The following is a 17,050-nucleotide window of genomic DNA, read 5'->3' as shown; positions in this document are numbered from 1 at the left end:
GCTCGTAATCCGGGATCGTACGCGGTCCAAGTTCGAAACCGGCTTGATGACGATGTCACCGACGTGATGGACGACAGGCCGGTCGCCTGCTCCTTCAATCATAGTTAGCTGATCTTCGGATTGAGCAAATGCGGACGCGGCTCGGGTGGCCACACGCCGAGTGGGGGAGCCGGGAGTGATTGACAACACGATGGCTGTCTAGGGCTCGCTGCCCGCAGACCGGGCAAGCTTCAAGCGCGAGCGCCGTGCGAGCTACTTCTCCGTCTTTTGCCCAAAGCTCGCGCTGCGTGAGCGGAGAAACGAATTCGATGGCTCAGCTTCGATCTCATCCGCCTGTCCCGGTGCGCACGCCTCCAGTCCGTACTTCCCCTCGGACCACTACGCCACCGACTCCGCCATTCATACCGACGGCTCGGCTGCCGGTGCCTTCCGCGGCTTCGGCGTATTGCCGCGTACCCCCATATACATGCTCTCATCAGTCCGCGTTGCTTCAAAGCGGCGCGGCTGTCCCTCGATCGCCGCGAGGCAGTCCAGGCAAGCATCGTAGAAGCAGCGCTCATGCTGGTAGAACGGGGCTCCAGCAATGTGCGGCGTTGGCAGCACGTTGGGATCGAAGCGGAATGGCGCGTCCGGGGGCACCGGCTCGGCGCCGAAGACGTCGATAGCGGCCCTAAGGCCGCGCTTGTCGACTGTATCCCACAGCGCCGGTTCGTCAACCACGCCCATGCGGCTCACGAGTACGAACAGGCCACCGATGGGCAGAGCGTCGAAAACCGATTTGCCGATCGCGCGCAGCGAGGATTTTAGGGGTGGAATGCCTACGACGAAGACCTCCGAGGCGGCTGCGAGCTCCTCGAGCGAACCCGTATAAGTTAACCCAAGCCGTTCCGCCCGGGACGAGTCGAGCATCGGATCGTAGGCAGAGACCTGGCAGCCGAAACCGTTGATCAACTGGTGATACCGCCTGTTGATTGCGCCGTAGCCAGCGAGCCCGACCTTCTTGCCAGCGAGGTCGCCATGGACATACGCTAGCGGGTCTGCCTCAGATGGCTTCCAGCCGCCCGCCCGCATGAGTGCAACCGCTGTCGGAATATCGCGCAACAGATTGAGTGTTTGAGCTAATGCAAATTCCGCAATGCTCGGCGACATCGAGCGCGAGGTGTCGATCAAGACGATTCCGCGCTCGGTGAGTGCATCGACCGAAACGAAACTGGAAAAACGGTTGTCGAAAGTTCCCCCGATTGCCTTTAAGCGAGGCGCACCGTCGAGCAAAGCGCGATCCATGGTGATTTCCGGCAGCAACCACGGGGCAACCAAAAGCAAATCGGCATCAGACAGGGCAGAAAGCAGTTCGTCCCGCCACGACGGGCTGCCGAGCGATATCGTGATGGTGGCCCCTTTGGACTTCAGTAGTGCGGCGCCGCGTTTGATCCATTCCAAGCTGGACGGGCTGTTGGAAAGGATGACACTCTTCACATGTTCCGCGACCATTTCGATAGGCCTTTCCTTGGTAGCATTCTTGGTTGCAATTCGAAAGCGACTTGCACCTCGGTTGTCGAGATTGGAACGCAACCCTTATGGGCTGCAAAGTGGCTTGCTATTATGGTCGGGCTGAGCGCTGGCGGCGCAGCCGGGCTATGATAAGAGCCAACAGTTGGCTGTCGGCTAGCCAGGCTTGGAGCGTTTCTGATAGGGGCTGGCGTCGGCCCCGTCTAGAATCAGAGCGAGGTGCTCATGTTGGTGGGTGCCGGCATCCCGCACACCGAGCTCGATGCGCTGGCGCTCCGTCTGGATCGCGAGGTCCACCACCCTCTGCAAGTTTGCGGCGTACCTAAATCCTGGTTCGACATTCTCTCCGGTCTCCACAGCTTTTACGAAACACGAGTAGATGTTCGTCGCCATCTCCTCGACGGCAATCTCTCGCCACACTCCGCTATGGACGTTCTCTCCTAAACATGCCCGCAGAGTTGAGCCTTCCGATGTACTGAGCACCTCCAGAGCCCCTTTGTCCCCAAATAGCCTCAACTTCAACTCGTTCGTATAACCAGTAGCCCAGCGACTGGCCTGAATAACGCCAATGGCGCCATTCTCAAGCTCCACCGTTACTGCGAGGCTATCGTTTGCGTCTAGCTCGTACTCGCCAACACGGTTGTCTCGAACCTTTTCGAAGGCTTTCAGTCGGGCGAACACTCGCTCGATGGGGCTGTCTGCCGCAAAGGCGGCACAGTCTAGAACATGAATACCAAGGTCACCAAGAACGCCGTTAGAACCGTGTTTCGTTGAAAGCCGCCAGAGCGATTCCGGCTCATTTCTCCAGTTGCTGCAAACTAACCAGCTCTGCAGAAAGGACCCATCCAGGTGCAAGACACGGCCGATCTCCCCTGAAAGCACAATCTCGCGCGCTCTCTGCAAGGGGGCATCATCACGAAAGCTAAAGTTCACCATTCCAATAAGACCAGCACGCTCTGCCGCCGTGGCCATTTCTCGAGCCTGCTCGTAATTTTCAGCGAGTGGCTTCTCGCAGAGTACGTGCTTGCCAGCAGCAATTAGAGCCATGGTTGTCGGATAATGGGCGCGGTCCGATGTCACATTCGCTGCCGCGTCGAACTGGCCCCAGGTAATCGCCTCTTCGAGTGAGGCGAAGGTGTGCTCGATGTTGTACTTGGCTGCGTACGTTTTGAGGCGCGCTGGGTCTACGTCCACGGCACCTACTATCTTGACCGCTGCGATCTTCCCAAATTCGATCGCGTGGCGGTTTGCTCTTCCGCCTGTGCCGACAATGAGCAGTCGCATTTATTCCTCCTGCCTTGCTAAGCTATTAGAATTTCGGATTGTGATCGACGATTGGCTCTAGCGCATTCTCGACGGGTACATGCGGCGACTGATGGACCCTCGAATAGGCGATTTGCGGAGTGTGCGCCCACTTAACCGCGTTGCTCAGCACCTTATGTACCACTTGATCGTGATAGGTCGGATAGGTCTCGTGACCCGGTCGGAAATAGAAGATGTTTCCAGCACCGCGACGCCATGTAAGTCCTGACCGGAAGACCTCGCCTCCTGAAAACCAGGATATAAACACCGTCTCAAGCGGCTCCGGTGCAGCAAACGGCTCGCCGTACATCTCCTCATGCTCCAAGGTAAAATATTCACCCAGCCCTTCAGCAATGGGATGACGCGGATTGACTACCCAAATGCGCTCGCGCTCTGCTGCCTCACGGTAACTCAACGTGCCCGGCGTCCCCATCAGCCGCTTGAACAGTTTCGAATAGTGAGCGGAATGGAGTAGAATAAGACCCATTCCCTCCCAAACTCGGTTGACAACGCGATCCACGATCTCGTCGGCGACTGCCTTGTGTGCGGTGTGTCCCCACCATACGAGAACGTCGGTCGAGGCTAGCCGGCTCTCAGTCAAACCATGTTCCGGTTCTTGGAGCGTCGCCGTCGTGGCCCTTATTGCCGGATCTGCGTTAAGAGCAGCGGCGATCGTACCGTGCATCCCGTCCGGATAGAGTTCGCGGACACCGGGCTTATTTTGTTCGTGCACATTTTCGCCCCAAACAACGGCGTTAGTAGTCATACTCAGTCTCCTGTGATTGGTCGTCGGCCGCCGGTCGCCCCGAATTTCCAGGCGAGCGGCACCTTGAAGCCCGTTTTGGTGGCTCGGTGGACGACCTATGCCGCCCCTTGCAGCGCGATTCGCCCGATTGCTTGCCCCTGTGCATCGAAGTGATGTACATGATCCTCGATCGGCGAAATTCGGACCGTCTTGGCGACCTGATGCTTCGAAGTGCTGTTCTCTCGGACGATGACCGGCTGATTCGCCGCGGATCCGATGTCGGCGTAGACGTAGCTGTCCGAGCCAAGCACTTCAGAGTGAACGATGGTACCAGTCCATTCGCCGTGTTCGGTTATGTTCAAGTGCTCGGCCCGGATACCAATCGTGTGCACATTACGCTTCTTGGCGGGCTCTCCCGAGAGGAAGTTCATCTTCGGTGAACCTATGAATCCTGCAACGAAAAGCGACTTTGGACGCTCGTAAAGCTCGATTGGGGTGCCGATTTGCTCGACTAAGCCGTCTCGTAGAACGCAGATCCGGTCTGCGAGTGTCATGGCTTCAACCTGATCGTGAGTCACGTAGATCATGGTGGTATTTTCCATGCTCTGGTGCAGCCTGGCGATCTCGATACGCGTCTCCACACGCAGTGCCGCATCGAGGTTCGAAAGCGGCTCGTCGAAGAGAAAAACTCTTGGATTGCGGACGATTGCACGACCGATCGCTACTCGTTGTCGCTGCCCGCCGGAGAGCTGGCGCGGAAGCCTCTTGAGATAAGGAGTAAGCTGCAGCATCTCGGCTGCTGTCTCTACCCTTCGCCTCCGCTCCACTTTACTTGCGCCTGCAAGCTGCAACCCGAATGACATGTTCTCGAAAACAGTCATATGCGGGTACAGAGCATACGACTGGAACACCATCGCTATACCTCTTTTGGATGGGGCGAGGTTGTTGACAATTTGGCTGTCAAACGCGACGGTCCCTGAACTGATCTCCTCAAGGCCAGCGATCAATCGAAGCAGAGTAGACTTGCCACAACCCGACGGTCCTACGAAAACCATAAACTCGCCTGAGCGGATTTCCATGTTCACGCCTTTGATCACTTCGACGGCACCGAAGGACTTGCGGACTTCATTCAGTTGCAACTTGGCCATAATCTCCTCCTAGTCTTCAGCCCTTGACGCTGCCGGCTGTCAGGCCGGAAATAATGCGGCGCTGAAAGATCAGCACTAGAACCACGATTGGTGTCGTGACGACCACGGATGCGGCCATTAGATTACCCCAAGGAACTTCGCGCTCGCCGCGGCCTGTGAACGAAGCGATTGCGACAGGAACTGTGCGCTGTGAATCGGACGAGGTAAAAGTAAGCGCGAATACGAACTCGCCCCAAGCGCCGATAAAGGCCAGCAGCCCGGTGGTTACAATCGCAGGCCACATCAATGGCAAGAAAACGCGCGTGACGATTACCCAGGGTGAGGCACCATCGACAATCGCGGCCTCCTCGATTTCAATGGGAAGGTCGCGCATGAAGGCCGTCAGCACCCAAATGGTGAACGGCAGCGTAAAAATCAGGTACGAGGAGATCAGAGCAAACGGCGTGTTGTAGATCCCGGCCCAGCGGATGAGCTCGAAGAGACCCGCGAGCACTGCCACCTGCGGGAACATGGATACCGACAAGATCGTCATGAGGAGTAACGAGCGTCCGCGGAAGCTCACCCGCCCTAATGCATAAGCCGCCGTAAGGGAGAGGAGAAGTGAAAGTCCCACAACCGACGAAGCTACCAGGACCGAGTTAAGTAAACTTCTCACGAATGTCACGCTCGAAAAGATTGCTACGTAATTCTTGAGATTCAAAGAAGTTGGCCAATAGTCCGGCCGAAACAGATCAGTACCGGACTTGAAACTAGTCAATATTGCGTAATATAGGGGAAAGATTGAAAGGGCAAAAATCACAATGACAAGTGCGTAGAAGGCGATCCGCTTAACGAAGGAGACGAACATCAGCGTCCCTCCCCCCCAAGGTTGACCCGGCCGACCCAAATGTAAGCGACCGCGATGCACGCCAGGATAAGAAAGAGCACGGTCGAGGCGGCACAGCCGTAGCCGAATCGGTCAAAGCCGAACAAGTACTGTTGAGTGAGTATGGACATAGTCGCAGTCTCCGAACTGCTAGGCGTCATCACGTAAATTAGATCAAAGACACGCAGCGCATTTAGGATTCGGAAAATTACCGCGACCATTACCGCCGGACGGATTAGTGGCAGGGTTACCCGCCAAAATACCTTCAACGGGTGAACGCCATCTATCTTCGCTGACTCGTAGATATCGTTGGGAACAGTCTGCAGCGCAGCGAGAACGAGAAGCGCTGTAAAGGGCGTTCCCATCCAGACCGCAACGACAAGCACAACAGGCATCATTGTGTCAGTATTAGCCATCCAGGCGATCTTATGGTCGATCACTCCGAGATGCAGCAGGATGTCGTTAATTATGCCAAACTGGTCGTTGAACATCCACGCCCACATATTTGCTGCCACAACGCCTGGAAGCGCCCACGGCACTAGAATGGCTGCGCGCACAATTGCCCGTCCAGGAAACTGGGCATTTAACGTAAGAGCTACGATAAGGCCGAGCACCGTCTCCCAAAGAACTGAAATCGCTGTGAACTTCAGAGTGTTCCAAACAGCGTGCCACCAAACGGGATCGGCGAGTAGTCCGCGGTAGATCGTGCGTCCACTAGGTAGTGTGCTCCAACCGAGGTAGTTCTGGAAACCAATAAATTGTGTTTCGGCGAAGTTGCCGAGGGCGGCATTGGTAAGGCTGAAATAGATCGTTCGGGCCAGCGGCCATACGGCGACAAGCGCCAACACCATTAGGGAGGGTGCCACGAAAACCCACGCCGAGCTTACACGCTGCGCATGTAAACTTGACTTAGTAGGTGGGTGGCGCCCACCGGCAGTCGGCGTTTCCACAACAAAAATATCGGCCATTACACTAGACTTCTCGATTTCTGGCTCAGATGTAAGAATGGCAGCCTTGCGCGGCCGCCATCCTTGAAACATGAGCAGACGAGCTGCTCCGCCGGGGGAGCATCACCAACCGCTGCCTTTCAGATCGGTGAGCTGGACCTCAAGCTGCCCAAGATTGTCGGCAGCTGTACCCTTGCCAGCGAGCGTGTTGTTGACGGCGATCCAGAAGTTGTTAGAAGCCTCGTTGTACTTGGTCTTCATGATCGGCGACGGTCGCACCAGCCCCCCTTCAAGCCCCCCTCTCATAGTGGGAATAAAGGGCATGGCAGCTACGATGTCTTTGTCGTCAAAAAGCGACGAGCGCGTTGGAATTGATCCAAGCTCGAGTACGGCAGCTTTCTGCACTTCCCCGGAAGCCAGGAACTTGACGAATTCGATCGCCTCTTTCTGGTGCTCGGAATATATTGATACTGCGTTTCCCTTCACACCCACAGTAGGTGCCGATTTTTCGCCGGGGTCGGAAGGCAATGGCACTACATCAAACTTGCCCTTGATTGGGCTGTCGGCTTCGTTGCCGAGTCCCCAGACATAGAGCCAATTGCGCATAAACACCGCATTGCCCGCTTGCCAGATGCCGCGCGATGCTTCCGAATCGTGGGCAGGAACCCCCGGCGGGGAGATCGTGCCTATCCACCCTTTGGCCCGATCGATGGCGGCGGCCGCCTTCGCGTTGTTAATTGAAATCGTCCCATCTGGCTCCACGATGTTTCCGCCGCCGGATGAATTAGTCCATTCCAGAGCATTGCAGGTCAGTTCTTCAGCGCCCTTTCCTTGGAAAAGATAGCCCCACATGTCCGGATTACCGGCGGCGCGTTCCTTATCCTGGATTTCTTTGGCGGTTGCCGTCAGCTCATCCCAGGTTTTTGGCGGCTGCTTACCGTATTTTTCCAGCAAGTCCTTGCGATAGAAGAGCAGCGCCCCATCGGACTCCATCGGCATCGCGAGGAGCTTACCGTCGACTGACAACGCGGTAACAACTGAGGGAAAGTGCTCGCCAATCACATCCTTGGTTGGGTCAGTGAGGTCAACCAGGTTGTTAACAAATCCCGGCAGCCAGATGTTATCCATACGTAGAACGTCAATGCTCTTGTCTCCCGCCGCGAGCCAAAGGCGGTACTGGCTTACCTTGGCCTCATCTCCGGACGGCAAGTGTATGAGATTGACCTTGTTACCTGTGAGCTTCTCAAACTTGGCGATCTCCGCCGTATAGAAGTCAAACCCCCAGCCGGTTGCAAACGTCAATTCGGCGGCGCTGGCAATATTGGCGACGAACGCCATCGCGGCGCCGAGACCTAAGGCCTTCACGAAAGATTGCATTGTCCCACCTTCACATTTTGATTGCTTGGTAAACGCGCTGCTTTGGCAGCGTATAGCGGGAGGCAAAAGCGCCAAAAGCTAAATGCCTCCGGACGTTTTATGGAATGAATGTTCATATGGAACGTCATTCTACAAGAACTTAGTTCCGTGTCAATAGGCTTATCAGCGCCGCGCCCCTACGCGATGGCGTGGGGAGCCAACGCAGCATCCTGCCGATGCGGTAGTGCGATTGAAGAGATTGTCGTTTCGATTTCCGTGTTCAGCCGGCATTTGAGTTCGAAAAGTTCTCAAGAGACAAACACCGCAAGGAGTCGTCAGTACTAGCTGCTTGGCAGCAACCAAAGCATGCAATGAGTGCAGTGCTTCCGACGGAGGTATTTGGAACCATTTCGAACTTCTCGACGACTGTCTAAATACGGACCAAGCTCTGAACAGAGGAACTATTCTTCCAGCGGTGGGCAAGATAGCCGGCGCCGAGGGGACCTGCTCTGTGACGATAACCTTTTTCGGGCTTTCAGCCGTTCATGCGAAGGCCTCCAATCTTGACCGCGCGGTCGTGACGACTGGATCGATATTCGTTCCAAATAGCGCTATCGCCACTCAACGGGGCGATTCGATACACCAGCTGGATGTTAAGATAAGCACCTACCCGCGAGTAACCCGGTCACGAATGGTCAACGGTGGGAGAGAATGGAGGGCGTTTGATCGGCTTTTCGAACGGGGCTTGTTGGTCGGTCAATCGATAACGTCACTAGAGGAAGCTCTCCCCCGTGCAATTGGAGAACACGGTCTTCCAGTTGCTTATCCTCTGTCGTGAGACGATGGTTGAGGCGGTAGTCTGTCCAGGTCGCGTGCGGAACGTTTCTGTCCATTTCACAGGCTTCTGAAAGTTGCGCTGAAGCGTCCAGTGCCGGGCGCCGACGCGGCTTGTGTACATGCCGGCGCACGCGCATCAGGTCCGGGAAACCCTCGACATTCTTTTCAGGTATCCGAGACCTTGACGACGATGGGACCGTTTCTCTGCTTCAAATTGAGAGCGACTGCCGGGCGTTGAATTCCTCCAAAAGGTCAGACTCGGCGCTCGCGAAGAGGAAAAAGTACGCCGCTGAAGCGACCACCAGCAGGGCGCCAGCAGAGCCTCCAGCGCCAAGTTCAGGGAGTACAGCCATGTGCTGCGATCCGGACAGGCCAGGATCGCTTTCAACCTCGGGCCTGGTGAGAAACTGAAGCTGTCGCTTGTCGCATCGCTTGCTCGGGATCGCAAGCACGCGTTGAATCTGAGCGCTATGGGCCGGCTCCTCGAACGACGCATACCTGAAGAAAGACCGAATGGCCGTGAGGCGGAGGTCTCACTGAGGCGGATCGCCGTGTCTCGAGGTCCTCCAGAAATGCGCCGATGCAGGCGCGTCCAAATCCCGCAGTGTCAGCTGCGACGGAGACCTGCCAAGGCGTGTTTGCGCAAATGCAAACAGGAGCCGGAAGGTCTCCCGGTAGGAGGCGATGGTGTTGGAGCTTACGCCTCGATGTCGCATGAGCCGATCGGTGAACCACCGCTCGATCAGCACGGCCAGATCGTTCGAGGCACTCATGAGCGAACCTCCCACCGCTTATCCAGCAGTCGCGCGGCATGGTCATTAGCTCCGGCGCGGCGGATAGATACCAGTAGGTGTCGCGAACATTGGCGTGGCCGCGAAAGGTCGAGAGGACCGGCAGTTCCCGCTCGACATCTTCGCCCGCACGATACCAGTTGGTCAGGGCCTGGACGGCGAAACGATGAACGAAGATTGTGAATCCGCGGACCATTGCGCTGCCCCCGCTGCCGCAGACCGATCTGTCGCGACAGCTGCCAGAACACCCGGTGCACGTATTGGTGCAGCAATCTGCCGCCCTGCGCCGGCGCCGCTCGACCGACGTGATCACTTCGATCTGATGCTTCGTCACAGGGCTACTTGTAGTGCTTGCACTAGGACTTGCAGCCTTCAGCCTACCTCAGCAAGCCGCCCGTCACCGTACGTCACCGTGGGGATACAAATTTCCGTTGCTAGCAAAACAGCCGCCGAGTCCGAAATGCCTGAGCGCAGGGACTAAATTGAAAGCCCGGCAGGAGACTAAGCTACCTGCCGGGCCGGTGCGCCTTGGGAGGGCGTATAAAAGATGCGACACGAAGATGCGCGGCTAATGTTTCTGGCGCCAATCTTGATACGTGAGCCTGTAAAGGACTTGGCGCCGCAAGGGATCATCGGCTGCCTTGAGTGGATGGTCGAAGTCATCGTTTGGATCGTGCGACATGCCAATGCGTTCCATAACCCGTCGTGAGGCGACGTTGTCCACTGCGGCGTTCGCGACGATCTGGTTCAACTTTAAACTTTCGAACCCGAAGTCAAGAACTGCAGTGGCGGCCTCGGTTGCATATCCATGCCCCCAGTGATCTGGACGCAACCTCCAAGAGATTTCAACGGCTGGAGTGAAATGTTCTTGATAGGAAACGTCAATAAGACCGCAGAAGCCGATGATCCCTGCAGCACCCAAACGCTCGATTGCCCAAAGCCCATAGCCATGCGTTTTGAAATGCTCGCGCTCGGCCTTTATCCAGGCGTCAATCGCTGCCCGATCGCCGAATTTCGTGAGGTACTTCCCACCTTTAGGATCGTCAACCATTTGAGCGATCGGGTCGACATCTTCGTCCATCCATTCCCGCAGCTGAAGGCGTTTTGTCCGCACGTCCATCAGTAGGTCCTCGTCCCGCCGGCGATATCAAAGATCGTTCCAGTTGAGCAGCCGCAGTCGTTCGAGGCCGGCCGCGCGGCCTTGCAAATAGCCGTAACATCTATGTTGGCCCGTATTTTTAGGCTAAGCTCCATCGACCGTGGCCTCGAAGCGATCTGGGCTCCGTCGCAAGTCGCTTCTGCCTCATTTGAAGCGATAAACGCCCAGCGCTTCGAACGTCTTATAAATTTCGTCGGCATACTTGGCGAACTCGGGATACTGGCCAAGGTAAGCCGGTCGAGGCCTCGGCAGATCAATCCGGATTTCTTCAACGACTCTCCCTGGGGAGTTCGACATCACCAAAATCCGGTCCGATAAACCGATAGCTTCCTCAATCGAATGGGTGATGAACAAAACGCTTTTACGCGTCTCCAACCACAGCGTCTCAAGGTCGTGGCGGATCTGCGTGCGCGAAATGGCGTCAAGTGCACCGAACGGTTCATCCATCAGCAAAACTGCGGGATCATGCACTAACGCGCGAGCGATGGCGACGCGCTGCTGCATTCCACCCGACAACTGCCGCGGATAGCGGACCTCAGCTCCGGTCAACCCAAGTTTCCCGAAGAGCTCAATTGCACGCTTTTGAGTTGAGGCGCGGTCAAGTCGTCGAATTTCTTGTTGAAGAAGCACGTTCTCCATCGCAGTCCGGAATTCCAGCAGCAAGTGATCCTGGAAGACAATTCCAACATCAGTCATAGGCTTGTTAAGGACTCTCCCATTGATCTCAACTGACCCTTCCGTTGGCTGAAGCAGGCCCGCAATGATCAGCATAAGCGTGCTCTTGCCACACCCGGAGGGACCGAGGATGCTTACAAACTCTCCCTCGCCGATTTCGACGCTAACCGGCCCTAGCGCCCGGAACCCTCCGTACGTTTTGGTGACATCAGATGCGTGTATTGATTTGCGAGTCTCTCGCGCCATCGCGAAACCCCTGAGCTTTGCCTCGCTTGTAGTTACCTGCTGCGGAAAGCTAACCACTCCGGTCATTGGTCATTCCTCCAGGGCATTGTCCACTTTTCAAATCCGAGTAAGATTCCAGTCAGCAACATTGCGAGACCAGCTGTCGCCATGATTCCGGCGAACACGAGCGCGACGTCCATGTAGCCCGCCGCCGACAATATGAGAACTTCGAGGCCTTGGTTTGCGCCAACGAGTTCCGCAGTTATGCACCCCGAAACCGCATAGACCATGCCGATCTTCATGCCTGAAAAGATAAACGGCATTGCAGCCGGAAGTCGAATGTAACGAAAAGTCTGCCATGAGCTCGCGCCCATCGAGCTGGTAATCAAATTCAAACGTGGGTTCATAGCTGAGAAGCCTGCGATACTGTTCACCAGAATCGGAAAAAACGTCATGACAGCGGTCAACGCAATGCGGGGCGTGAACCCGAAGCCAAACCACACTATCAGAAGGGGGGCGGTGATCGTTTTAGGTATGATTTCGAAGAACACGATAACCGGCAATAGGCTTCGCCTCAGCGAGGGGAATGAAGCTATCGCCAGTCCGAGCGGCATGGCAATAAGCGTTGCGATACAAAAGCCGCATACAACAACCCAGCCCGTGGCTGCAAAATTATAAGCGAGATCGTTTCGATCAGTAACGAATCTGCCCATGAAGTCAGATGGCGCAGGGACAAGGTACTTTGGCACGTCAAACCAGTAACTGCCGAACTGCCAGGCGGTGACAAACAACACCAATACCAAAGCCGGGGGAAGAATCCGCTCGATCCCTGTCGTCATGTAGGGGTTCGCTTTTGTGGGTTGTCCAGCGAGTGCGTTAGCCATTGATGTACTCTTACTGTAAATTTAGGTCTCGATGTAAGCCTCGATTAACGGTGGCGCCGCCGTACCCGCGCCACCGTTGTGCCTGTCTCGTTACGGACAGGGGATATTTTCAGTAGGAAGGTAGTCTTCGGTATGCATGGCCCCAACGCCGTCGCCCAGATCGAGAGCTTGGCCAGTACTCTTCCAGAGTTCGGCAGGTGCCCTACCCAAACCTGTCGAACTCGGGAGGCAGAGTAGGGACAAGGTGTATTTTTTCAACGAGACCGATACCCGGTCTTTCTTTCCTGAGTTAGGATATTTTTCGAAGAGCGCATCGACGGCGGCGTCAGGATTTTTGGCAACTGCAGCGTATCCCTTGAGAGTAGCATCGATAAACTTCTTATAGAGATCAGGATTCTGCTTGAGCTTATCATCCCGAGCGATGAGACTCATGCCGACTGTAGGGACGCCTATGTCGGCGTAATACATGATCTTTGTCTCGACACCCATGAACTCCATCGGAACCATTTGGTCGCCCGGTGCGTCCGAGACCGCGTCGACCTTCTTCTCATTCAGAAGCGCGATAAAGCTTGCGTCATCAGCAAAGATCATGTTGATCGTCGACTTATCGATCCCGTTCACCTTCACCATCGCTTCAAAGAGAGGGATGTTTGCGGAAGCAGGGCCGATAGCGAACGTTTTCCCCTCCAAATCTTTCGGTTTCGAGATGGGTGTATCCTTGAGAGAAACGATTCCGAAGCCATTCTTCTGATAAATGGGCGCAATGATTTTGACTGGCGCCCCTTTTGCGGCTATCCCGAGCGCAGATGCACCGGAGGCAAGTCCGACATCTGTGTTGCCGGCAGCGACGAGTTGGGAGGTCGATCCCGACCCCTTTCCGGATTCGATTTCGAGGTCGATTCCGGCATCTTTATAATAGCCAAGAACATCGGCGTAGACGATTCCAATACTAGAATCGTCTGGCGTCCAGTTGAGGGTCACCTTGAGTTTTTCCGCGGCCACTGCTGGCGAGATTGCAAAAGCCACAAGAGTCGCAGCCAAGCACCCTAACCTGGTGATGCGCTGAGAAGAATTCCCGTATCCAAGCATTGTATTCCCCTTTCTTAAGTTAACACTGCTGATGTTGCTAACCATGATCGCGATATTTTCGCGTTACTTGTTTTTCTACGAACTGACTGACGGCGTTGAGCGAGACGCCGACAACAGATGTTATCAGCACTACTGCGATGACTTGCACAGGATCTCGATATCTAACGCCTTCTAGAGCGGCAAATCCCAGCCCTTCATTCGCGGCGACCAGCTCACCGACAACTGCGGTCGTAGTGGCAAGCGCCAATGAGATACGAAAGCCGCTCATCAGATAGGGAAGCATTGTCGGCCAATCGATGTATCGAAAAGTTTGGAGCGCGTTTGCTCCCATCGTCCGTGTGACGAAATACAGACGGTCCGGGATGCTTCTTATTCCCGAAATGGCGTTCACCAAGATAGGGAAGAAGACACTGAAGCCCACCAAAATAGATGTCGGAGTTAGGCCGTATCCAAACCAGATAACCAACACGGGCACTATCGCGATCTGCGGCATGGACTGCAAGAAAACGACAAAGGGATAAAATGCTCGATCAAGCAACTGTATTTTCGCGAGCGCAAAGGCTACGGGGATGGCAGCGGCGGCCCCACTGGCAAAGCCCACGGCTATGACCTTAAGCGTAGAAGCGGTCATGGTGAGGAAATACACCGGCTTAGAGAAAATCAAACCGAGGACTTGCTCCGGACCTGGAAGGATGTAGTCAGGAATCTTCAAAAACCGGACTGCAGACGACCAAACCGCAATGAGGACCAAGAGCCAAAATAATGTGACCAGCCAATCTGGTACACTTATCTTCAACCTCAGAGGCTTCGCCAATCCAGTCACTCCTATTTGGAACACGTCAACATCTGGAATGTCGTTCCAGCATATATCTCCCACACCCTGAGTCAAGCCGAAACACCGATGCTTTCGAAAAATGAAAGTTTCGCCGACTCAACGATCACGTTCGGGACCCAGTGTTTCTTCTCGCAAAAGGGTCTGACACACTCTTTCTGACGTTGGCTCATATTACATCGATTAGCCTGCAGGGGATCCAGCTTTGCGCGTCCAACGTGTAAACGGGCCCGTTGCCGTACCACCGCAGCAGCGTGTCATTGCAATGATACTCTGTTGCCGGTGGTGCTGCGACGAAGCTGCGTCAAACCGATCCTCTCAGTATTGTCGGCATCGATGACTGGGCCCTCCGCCGCAACCATCGCTACGGCGCCATTGTATGTGATCTGGAGCGGCGGCGGATCGTGATACTGTCGCCGGATCGGCGCGACCAAGGTTGATCCGGACCTGCTCACTTGCGCCGAGAAGCTGCAATATGAGGGCTACCTGCGGCGCGAGGAGACCAACGTCGTGATCATGAGGCTCGCTGGCGAAGGCGTTCCATCAAGGAGAGCGTGCGCCGAAGCGGCCACAGCCGCAACCTCGTCCGCCAGCTGATCCGTGGTGAGCGGACGGATGTGTTCCGGGTTCGGCAGAGTTCGCTGAATGCGCAACTGCCATTGCTAGACGAACTATGGGCTTCCGGCTGTACGCCTGCAGGCCAAAGGCTCTCGCGGTTCCTGCGCGTGGTCGCAGAGTGGTCAACCCGCCGACGGCGGGGCGAACGCGCTTCCGATCATCAAATTCAAAAGGTGCCCTCGGCCAGGACGATCGCGCGGCTGATGACGACAGTCCGGGACCATCTGACCAAGTCCCACACGGTGGCAATCGCCGCGATCGAGACAGGAGGTCCTGTCCTGGTCGAAGCACGCTGCCTGATCGACAGGTTCCATTCGATGGTCCGCAAAAGGATCGAGGCGATCCCCTGCAGCGTTGATGCCAGCACGAGTGTCATCGCGTCCTTCGCCAGCGGTATCACTAGCGACCGCGCAGCCGTCCGCGCCACGACACCGAACCTTGGTCAACGCCAGACAGTGGGCCAAATTATGAAACTCAAGCTCGTGAAGCGCCAGAGTGTATGGACGCGGAAAACTCGACCTCCTGCAAACCCGACTGATCGGCGCTGCATGAACGAGAACTTCATCGAAATTGCCTGAGACCCCTTCCTTACTCGTCAAGTCCCTTTCGAGTGATCATCCCGCCCCTGGGATTATGCTTCTGTCCGTGGTCAGCACGAAGACTGCCACATCATGCAATCAGATCCTTAAGCCGGCAGGTCAATCTGCCCCGCCCGGCTCGATCGTGCCGGTGTGCGCAATGGGTGCCTACAGGACCAAACCCGAGATCGCGCTGGCCGAGATCGACCGGGGTTCGCGCAATCGGCGTGTCTTCGGCTGCGTGCCGGATATGGCTTGAGTGCCCCCTTTCGGCAGGCGCTCACCAAGCGCGGCCTCACCTAAGCGGGCTCCTACACCCGGTGCGCTCGTCAGCCGGTGACAGACAGGATCGGCGCGGGCAATCTTCAGCATCGCGCTGTGCAGCCGGGTAAATTCGTTCCACATGCAGCCCGTGCTGCAAGCATGTCGTGGCCTTCGATGAGATCGCGCATCCGCGCCTCGAAACGCCCCCCGGCTCACCTCGCCAACCTTGAGCCCGTAACCGCGTAGGATTCCGCGGATGCTGAGCTCCACGTCGAGCAACTTGCCCTGCAACGGCTTCCGGGCTTACCAGCAGTCCCCGCACCTCCTGGGCATCTGCAGACTTGGCGTGCACAGGACGGCTACCAGCCTCTGCGCAGCAACTGCGCGATCCCCGGGCATCCTTGCGATCCGTCTCACTGGCATCGCCGACAGTGCTGCCTCACATGCCGTGTCTGCAGCAACTCGGCAAAATGCTGCAACGGTGCTCTGGCTCGCTCGCCACCTTCGTCTCTCGCACGATCTTGCCCGATGAAACGACCACGCAAACGCTGCTCTGTTCCAGCGACACATCAAGTCCTGCATAATAGTCCGTGAGTTCCTCGCTTGGTGCTTGGGGCCGACACAATCGGCCCCCGTTTCAACATCATCACTCTGAGGGACAGGCGCCTTCCTGCTATGCGAGGAGCGCCGGCCCATTGCGGCATCTAGAGGGCTGAAATGATCGGTGCCAAGAAGGCACAGAAAGTTGTGCCGAGCGGAGACGACGACGAAGCGTGGGCGTTTGCTACGCCGTTGCTTCGCCTGCCTAGACCTTCCAAAGCGCGAAGGCCCGTTAGGGCCAGGGCAACGAGTCCAGGTTACGGGGTTGGAGAGCTGCCATCAGGTAGTCGGTATCCCAGGTTGCGAGTTTTCGCTTTCCTTTGATGGATTGTTTTCCGGGCATGGCTCGGATGAGGTTTGAGGGCGAGGTGGCGGACCATGGCCATGTTTGTGGCGCCGTGGCCGCGGCGCAGGCGGGACTGATCCTCCTTGAACTGGACATCGAGAACCCAGTGTAGCCCGTTCTCGATCCCCCAATGGGCTCGGGCGGCCTCGGCGAAGGTTTTTGCGGTGAGGATGCGAGAGGAGATGTAGCATCGCCGCTCGACCCTGACCTCGGCGCCGGTCTCGATGCGGGTCTCGACCATGGCGATGGTGCTGAGGCCCTTGAAGCGCGGCTCGTCGGG

At 56.3% G+C, this 17,050-nt stretch carries 13 protein-coding genes and 3 pseudogenes; 2 read left to right on the top strand and 14 right to left on the bottom strand.

Annotation, left to right across the window (positions count from 1 at the left end):
• Positions 1 to 399: 399 nt before the first annotated feature.
• From EN786_RS30720 to EN786_RS30650, 13 genes and pseudogenes are all read right to left on the bottom strand, one after another.
• Positions 400 to 1,491 carry an NAD(P)-dependent oxidoreductase gene (locus EN786_RS30720; RefSeq protein ID WP_135909258.1) on the bottom strand — a complete coding sequence of 364 codons (1,092 nt, stop codon included), beginning with the start codon at positions 1,489 to 1,491 and terminating at the stop codon, positions 400 to 402.
• Between the two features lie 174 nt (positions 1,492 to 1,665).
• The gene (locus EN786_RS30715) at positions 1,666 to 2,793 is read right to left on the bottom strand and encodes a Gfo/Idh/MocA family oxidoreductase (protein ID WP_135909256.1); all 1,128 of its coding nucleotides are present in this window, start codon (positions 2,791 to 2,793) and stop codon (positions 1,666 to 1,668) included.
• A gap of 25 nt (positions 2,794 to 2,818) precedes the next feature.
• Positions 2,819 to 3,577 carry a ThuA domain-containing protein gene (locus EN786_RS30710; RefSeq protein ID WP_135909254.1) on the bottom strand — a complete coding sequence of 253 codons (759 nt, stop codon included), beginning with the start codon at positions 3,575 to 3,577 and terminating at the stop codon, positions 2,819 to 2,821.
• A 95-nt stretch (positions 3,578 to 3,672) separates the two neighbouring features.
• The gene (locus EN786_RS30705) at positions 3,673 to 4,704 is read right to left on the bottom strand and encodes an ABC transporter ATP-binding protein (protein WP_135909252.1); all 1,032 of its coding nucleotides are present in this window, start codon (positions 4,702 to 4,704) and stop codon (positions 3,673 to 3,675) included.
• A gap of 16 nt (positions 4,705 to 4,720) precedes the next feature.
• Positions 4,721 to 5,551, bottom strand: a complete 831-nt coding sequence (locus EN786_RS30700) for a carbohydrate ABC transporter permease (RefSeq protein WP_135909250.1) — start codon at positions 5,549 to 5,551, stop codon at positions 4,721 to 4,723.
• A complete protein-coding gene (locus tag EN786_RS30695; RefSeq protein WP_135909248.1) occupies positions 5,551 to 6,537 on the bottom strand; it encodes a sugar ABC transporter permease in 987 nt (328 codons plus the stop codon). The genes EN786_RS30700 and EN786_RS30695 overlap by 1 nt, the downstream gene beginning before the upstream one ends.
• A 102-nt stretch (positions 6,538 to 6,639) precedes the next feature.
• Entirely contained in the window at positions 6,640 to 7,893 is a 1,254-nt protein-coding gene (locus EN786_RS30690; protein WP_135909246.1) for an ABC transporter substrate-binding protein, read from the bottom strand.
• Positions 7,894 to 9,478: 1,585 nt separating this feature from the next.
• Positions 9,479 to 9,855: pseudogene (locus EN786_RS39515) on the bottom strand (integrase); the annotation flags it as partial.
• Positions 9,856 to 10,068: 213 nt separating this feature from the next.
• Positions 10,069 to 10,620 carry a GNAT family N-acetyltransferase gene (locus EN786_RS30670; RefSeq protein ID WP_135909244.1) on the bottom strand — a complete coding sequence of 184 codons (552 nt, stop codon included), beginning with the start codon at positions 10,618 to 10,620 and terminating at the stop codon, positions 10,069 to 10,071.
• Positions 10,621 to 10,803: 183 nt separating this feature from the next.
• Entirely contained in the window at positions 10,804 to 11,646 is an 843-nt protein-coding gene (locus EN786_RS30665) for an ABC transporter ATP-binding protein (RefSeq protein WP_246688770.1), read from the bottom strand.
• Positions 11,643 to 12,443, bottom strand: a complete 801-nt coding sequence (locus EN786_RS30660; protein WP_135909242.1) for an ABC transporter permease — start codon at positions 12,441 to 12,443, stop codon at positions 11,643 to 11,645. Before EN786_RS30660 ends, EN786_RS30665 begins: the two co-directional genes overlap by 4 nt.
• A gap of 90 nt (positions 12,444 to 12,533) precedes the next feature.
• A complete protein-coding gene (locus EN786_RS30655) occupies positions 12,534 to 13,484 on the bottom strand; it encodes an ABC transporter substrate-binding protein (protein ID WP_189524314.1) in 951 nt (316 codons plus the stop codon).
• 85 nt (positions 13,485 to 13,569) lie between these two features.
• On the bottom strand, positions 13,570 to 14,346 hold the full coding sequence (locus tag EN786_RS30650; RefSeq protein ID WP_135909238.1) for an ABC transporter permease: 777 nt from the start codon (positions 14,344 to 14,346) through the stop codon (positions 13,570 to 13,572).
• 572 nt (positions 14,347 to 14,918) lie between these two features.
• On the opposite strand from EN786_RS30650, the gene EN786_RS30645 reads away from it, so the two are divergent.
• Together EN786_RS30645 and EN786_RS38815 are read left to right on the top strand one after the other, a co-directional pair.
• Entirely contained in the window at positions 14,919 to 15,560 is a 642-nt protein-coding gene (locus EN786_RS30645) for a hypothetical protein (RefSeq protein WP_135909236.1), read from the top strand.
• Positions 15,561 to 15,732: 172 nt separating this feature from the next.
• Positions 15,733 to 15,857: pseudogene (locus EN786_RS38815) on the top strand (IS701 family transposase); the annotation flags it as partial.
• 799 nt (positions 15,858 to 16,656) lie between these two features.
• Here the strand turns inward: EN786_RS38815 and EN786_RS30630 are convergent.
• A pseudogene (locus EN786_RS30630) lies at positions 16,657 to 16,996 on the bottom strand (ISAs1 family transposase).
• Positions 16,997 to 17,050: the final 54 nt, after the last annotated feature.

The sequence above is a fragment of the Mesorhizobium sp. M4B.F.Ca.ET.143.01.1.1 genome, from assembly GCF_004792275.1.
Lineage (GTDB): Bacteria > Pseudomonadota > Alphaproteobacteria > Rhizobiales > Rhizobiaceae > Mesorhizobium > Mesorhizobium abyssinicae.
The sequence above is the reverse complement of the archived record's forward strand: the minus strand, read 5'-3'. Positions and strand labels throughout refer to the sequence as shown.

What these genes read in the sequence shown, in the direction of transcription:
- EN786_RS30705 (WP_135909252.1), bottom strand. Translation starts at nt 4,704, where the DNA reads ATGGCCAAGTTGCAACTGAATGAAGTCCGCAAGTCCTTCGGTGCCGTC.
- EN786_RS30665 (WP_246688770.1), bottom strand. Translation starts at nt 11,646, where the DNA reads ATGACCGGAGTGGTTAGCTTTCCGCAGCAGGTAACTACAAGCGAGGCA.
- EN786_RS30660 (WP_135909242.1), bottom strand. Translation starts at nt 12,443, where the DNA reads ATGGCTAACGCACTCGCTGGACAACCCACAAAAGCGAACCCCTACATG.
- EN786_RS30670 (WP_135909244.1), bottom strand. Translation starts at nt 10,620, where the DNA reads ATGGACGTGCGGACAAAACGCCTTCAGCTGCGGGAATGGATGGACGAA.
- EN786_RS30690 (WP_135909246.1), bottom strand. Translation starts at nt 7,893, where the DNA reads ATGCAATCTTTCGTGAAGGCCTTAGGTCTCGGCGCCGCGATGGCGTTC.
- EN786_RS30710 (WP_135909254.1), bottom strand. Translation starts at nt 3,577, where the DNA reads ATGACTACTAACGCCGTTGTTTGGGGCGAAAATGTGCACGAACAAAAT.
- EN786_RS30715 (WP_135909256.1), bottom strand. Translation starts at nt 2,793, where the DNA reads ATGCGACTGCTCATTGTCGGCACAGGCGGAAGAGCAAACCGCCACGCG.
- EN786_RS30700 (WP_135909250.1), bottom strand. Translation starts at nt 5,551, where the DNA reads ATGTTCGTCTCCTTCGTTAAGCGGATCGCCTTCTACGCACTTGTCATT.
- EN786_RS30695 (WP_135909248.1), bottom strand. Translation starts at nt 6,537, where the DNA reads ATGGCCGATATTTTTGTTGTGGAAACGCCGACTGCCGGTGGGCGCCAC.
- EN786_RS30720 (WP_135909258.1), bottom strand. Translation starts at nt 1,491, where the DNA reads ATGGTCGCGGAACATGTGAAGAGTGTCATCCTTTCCAACAGCCCGTCC.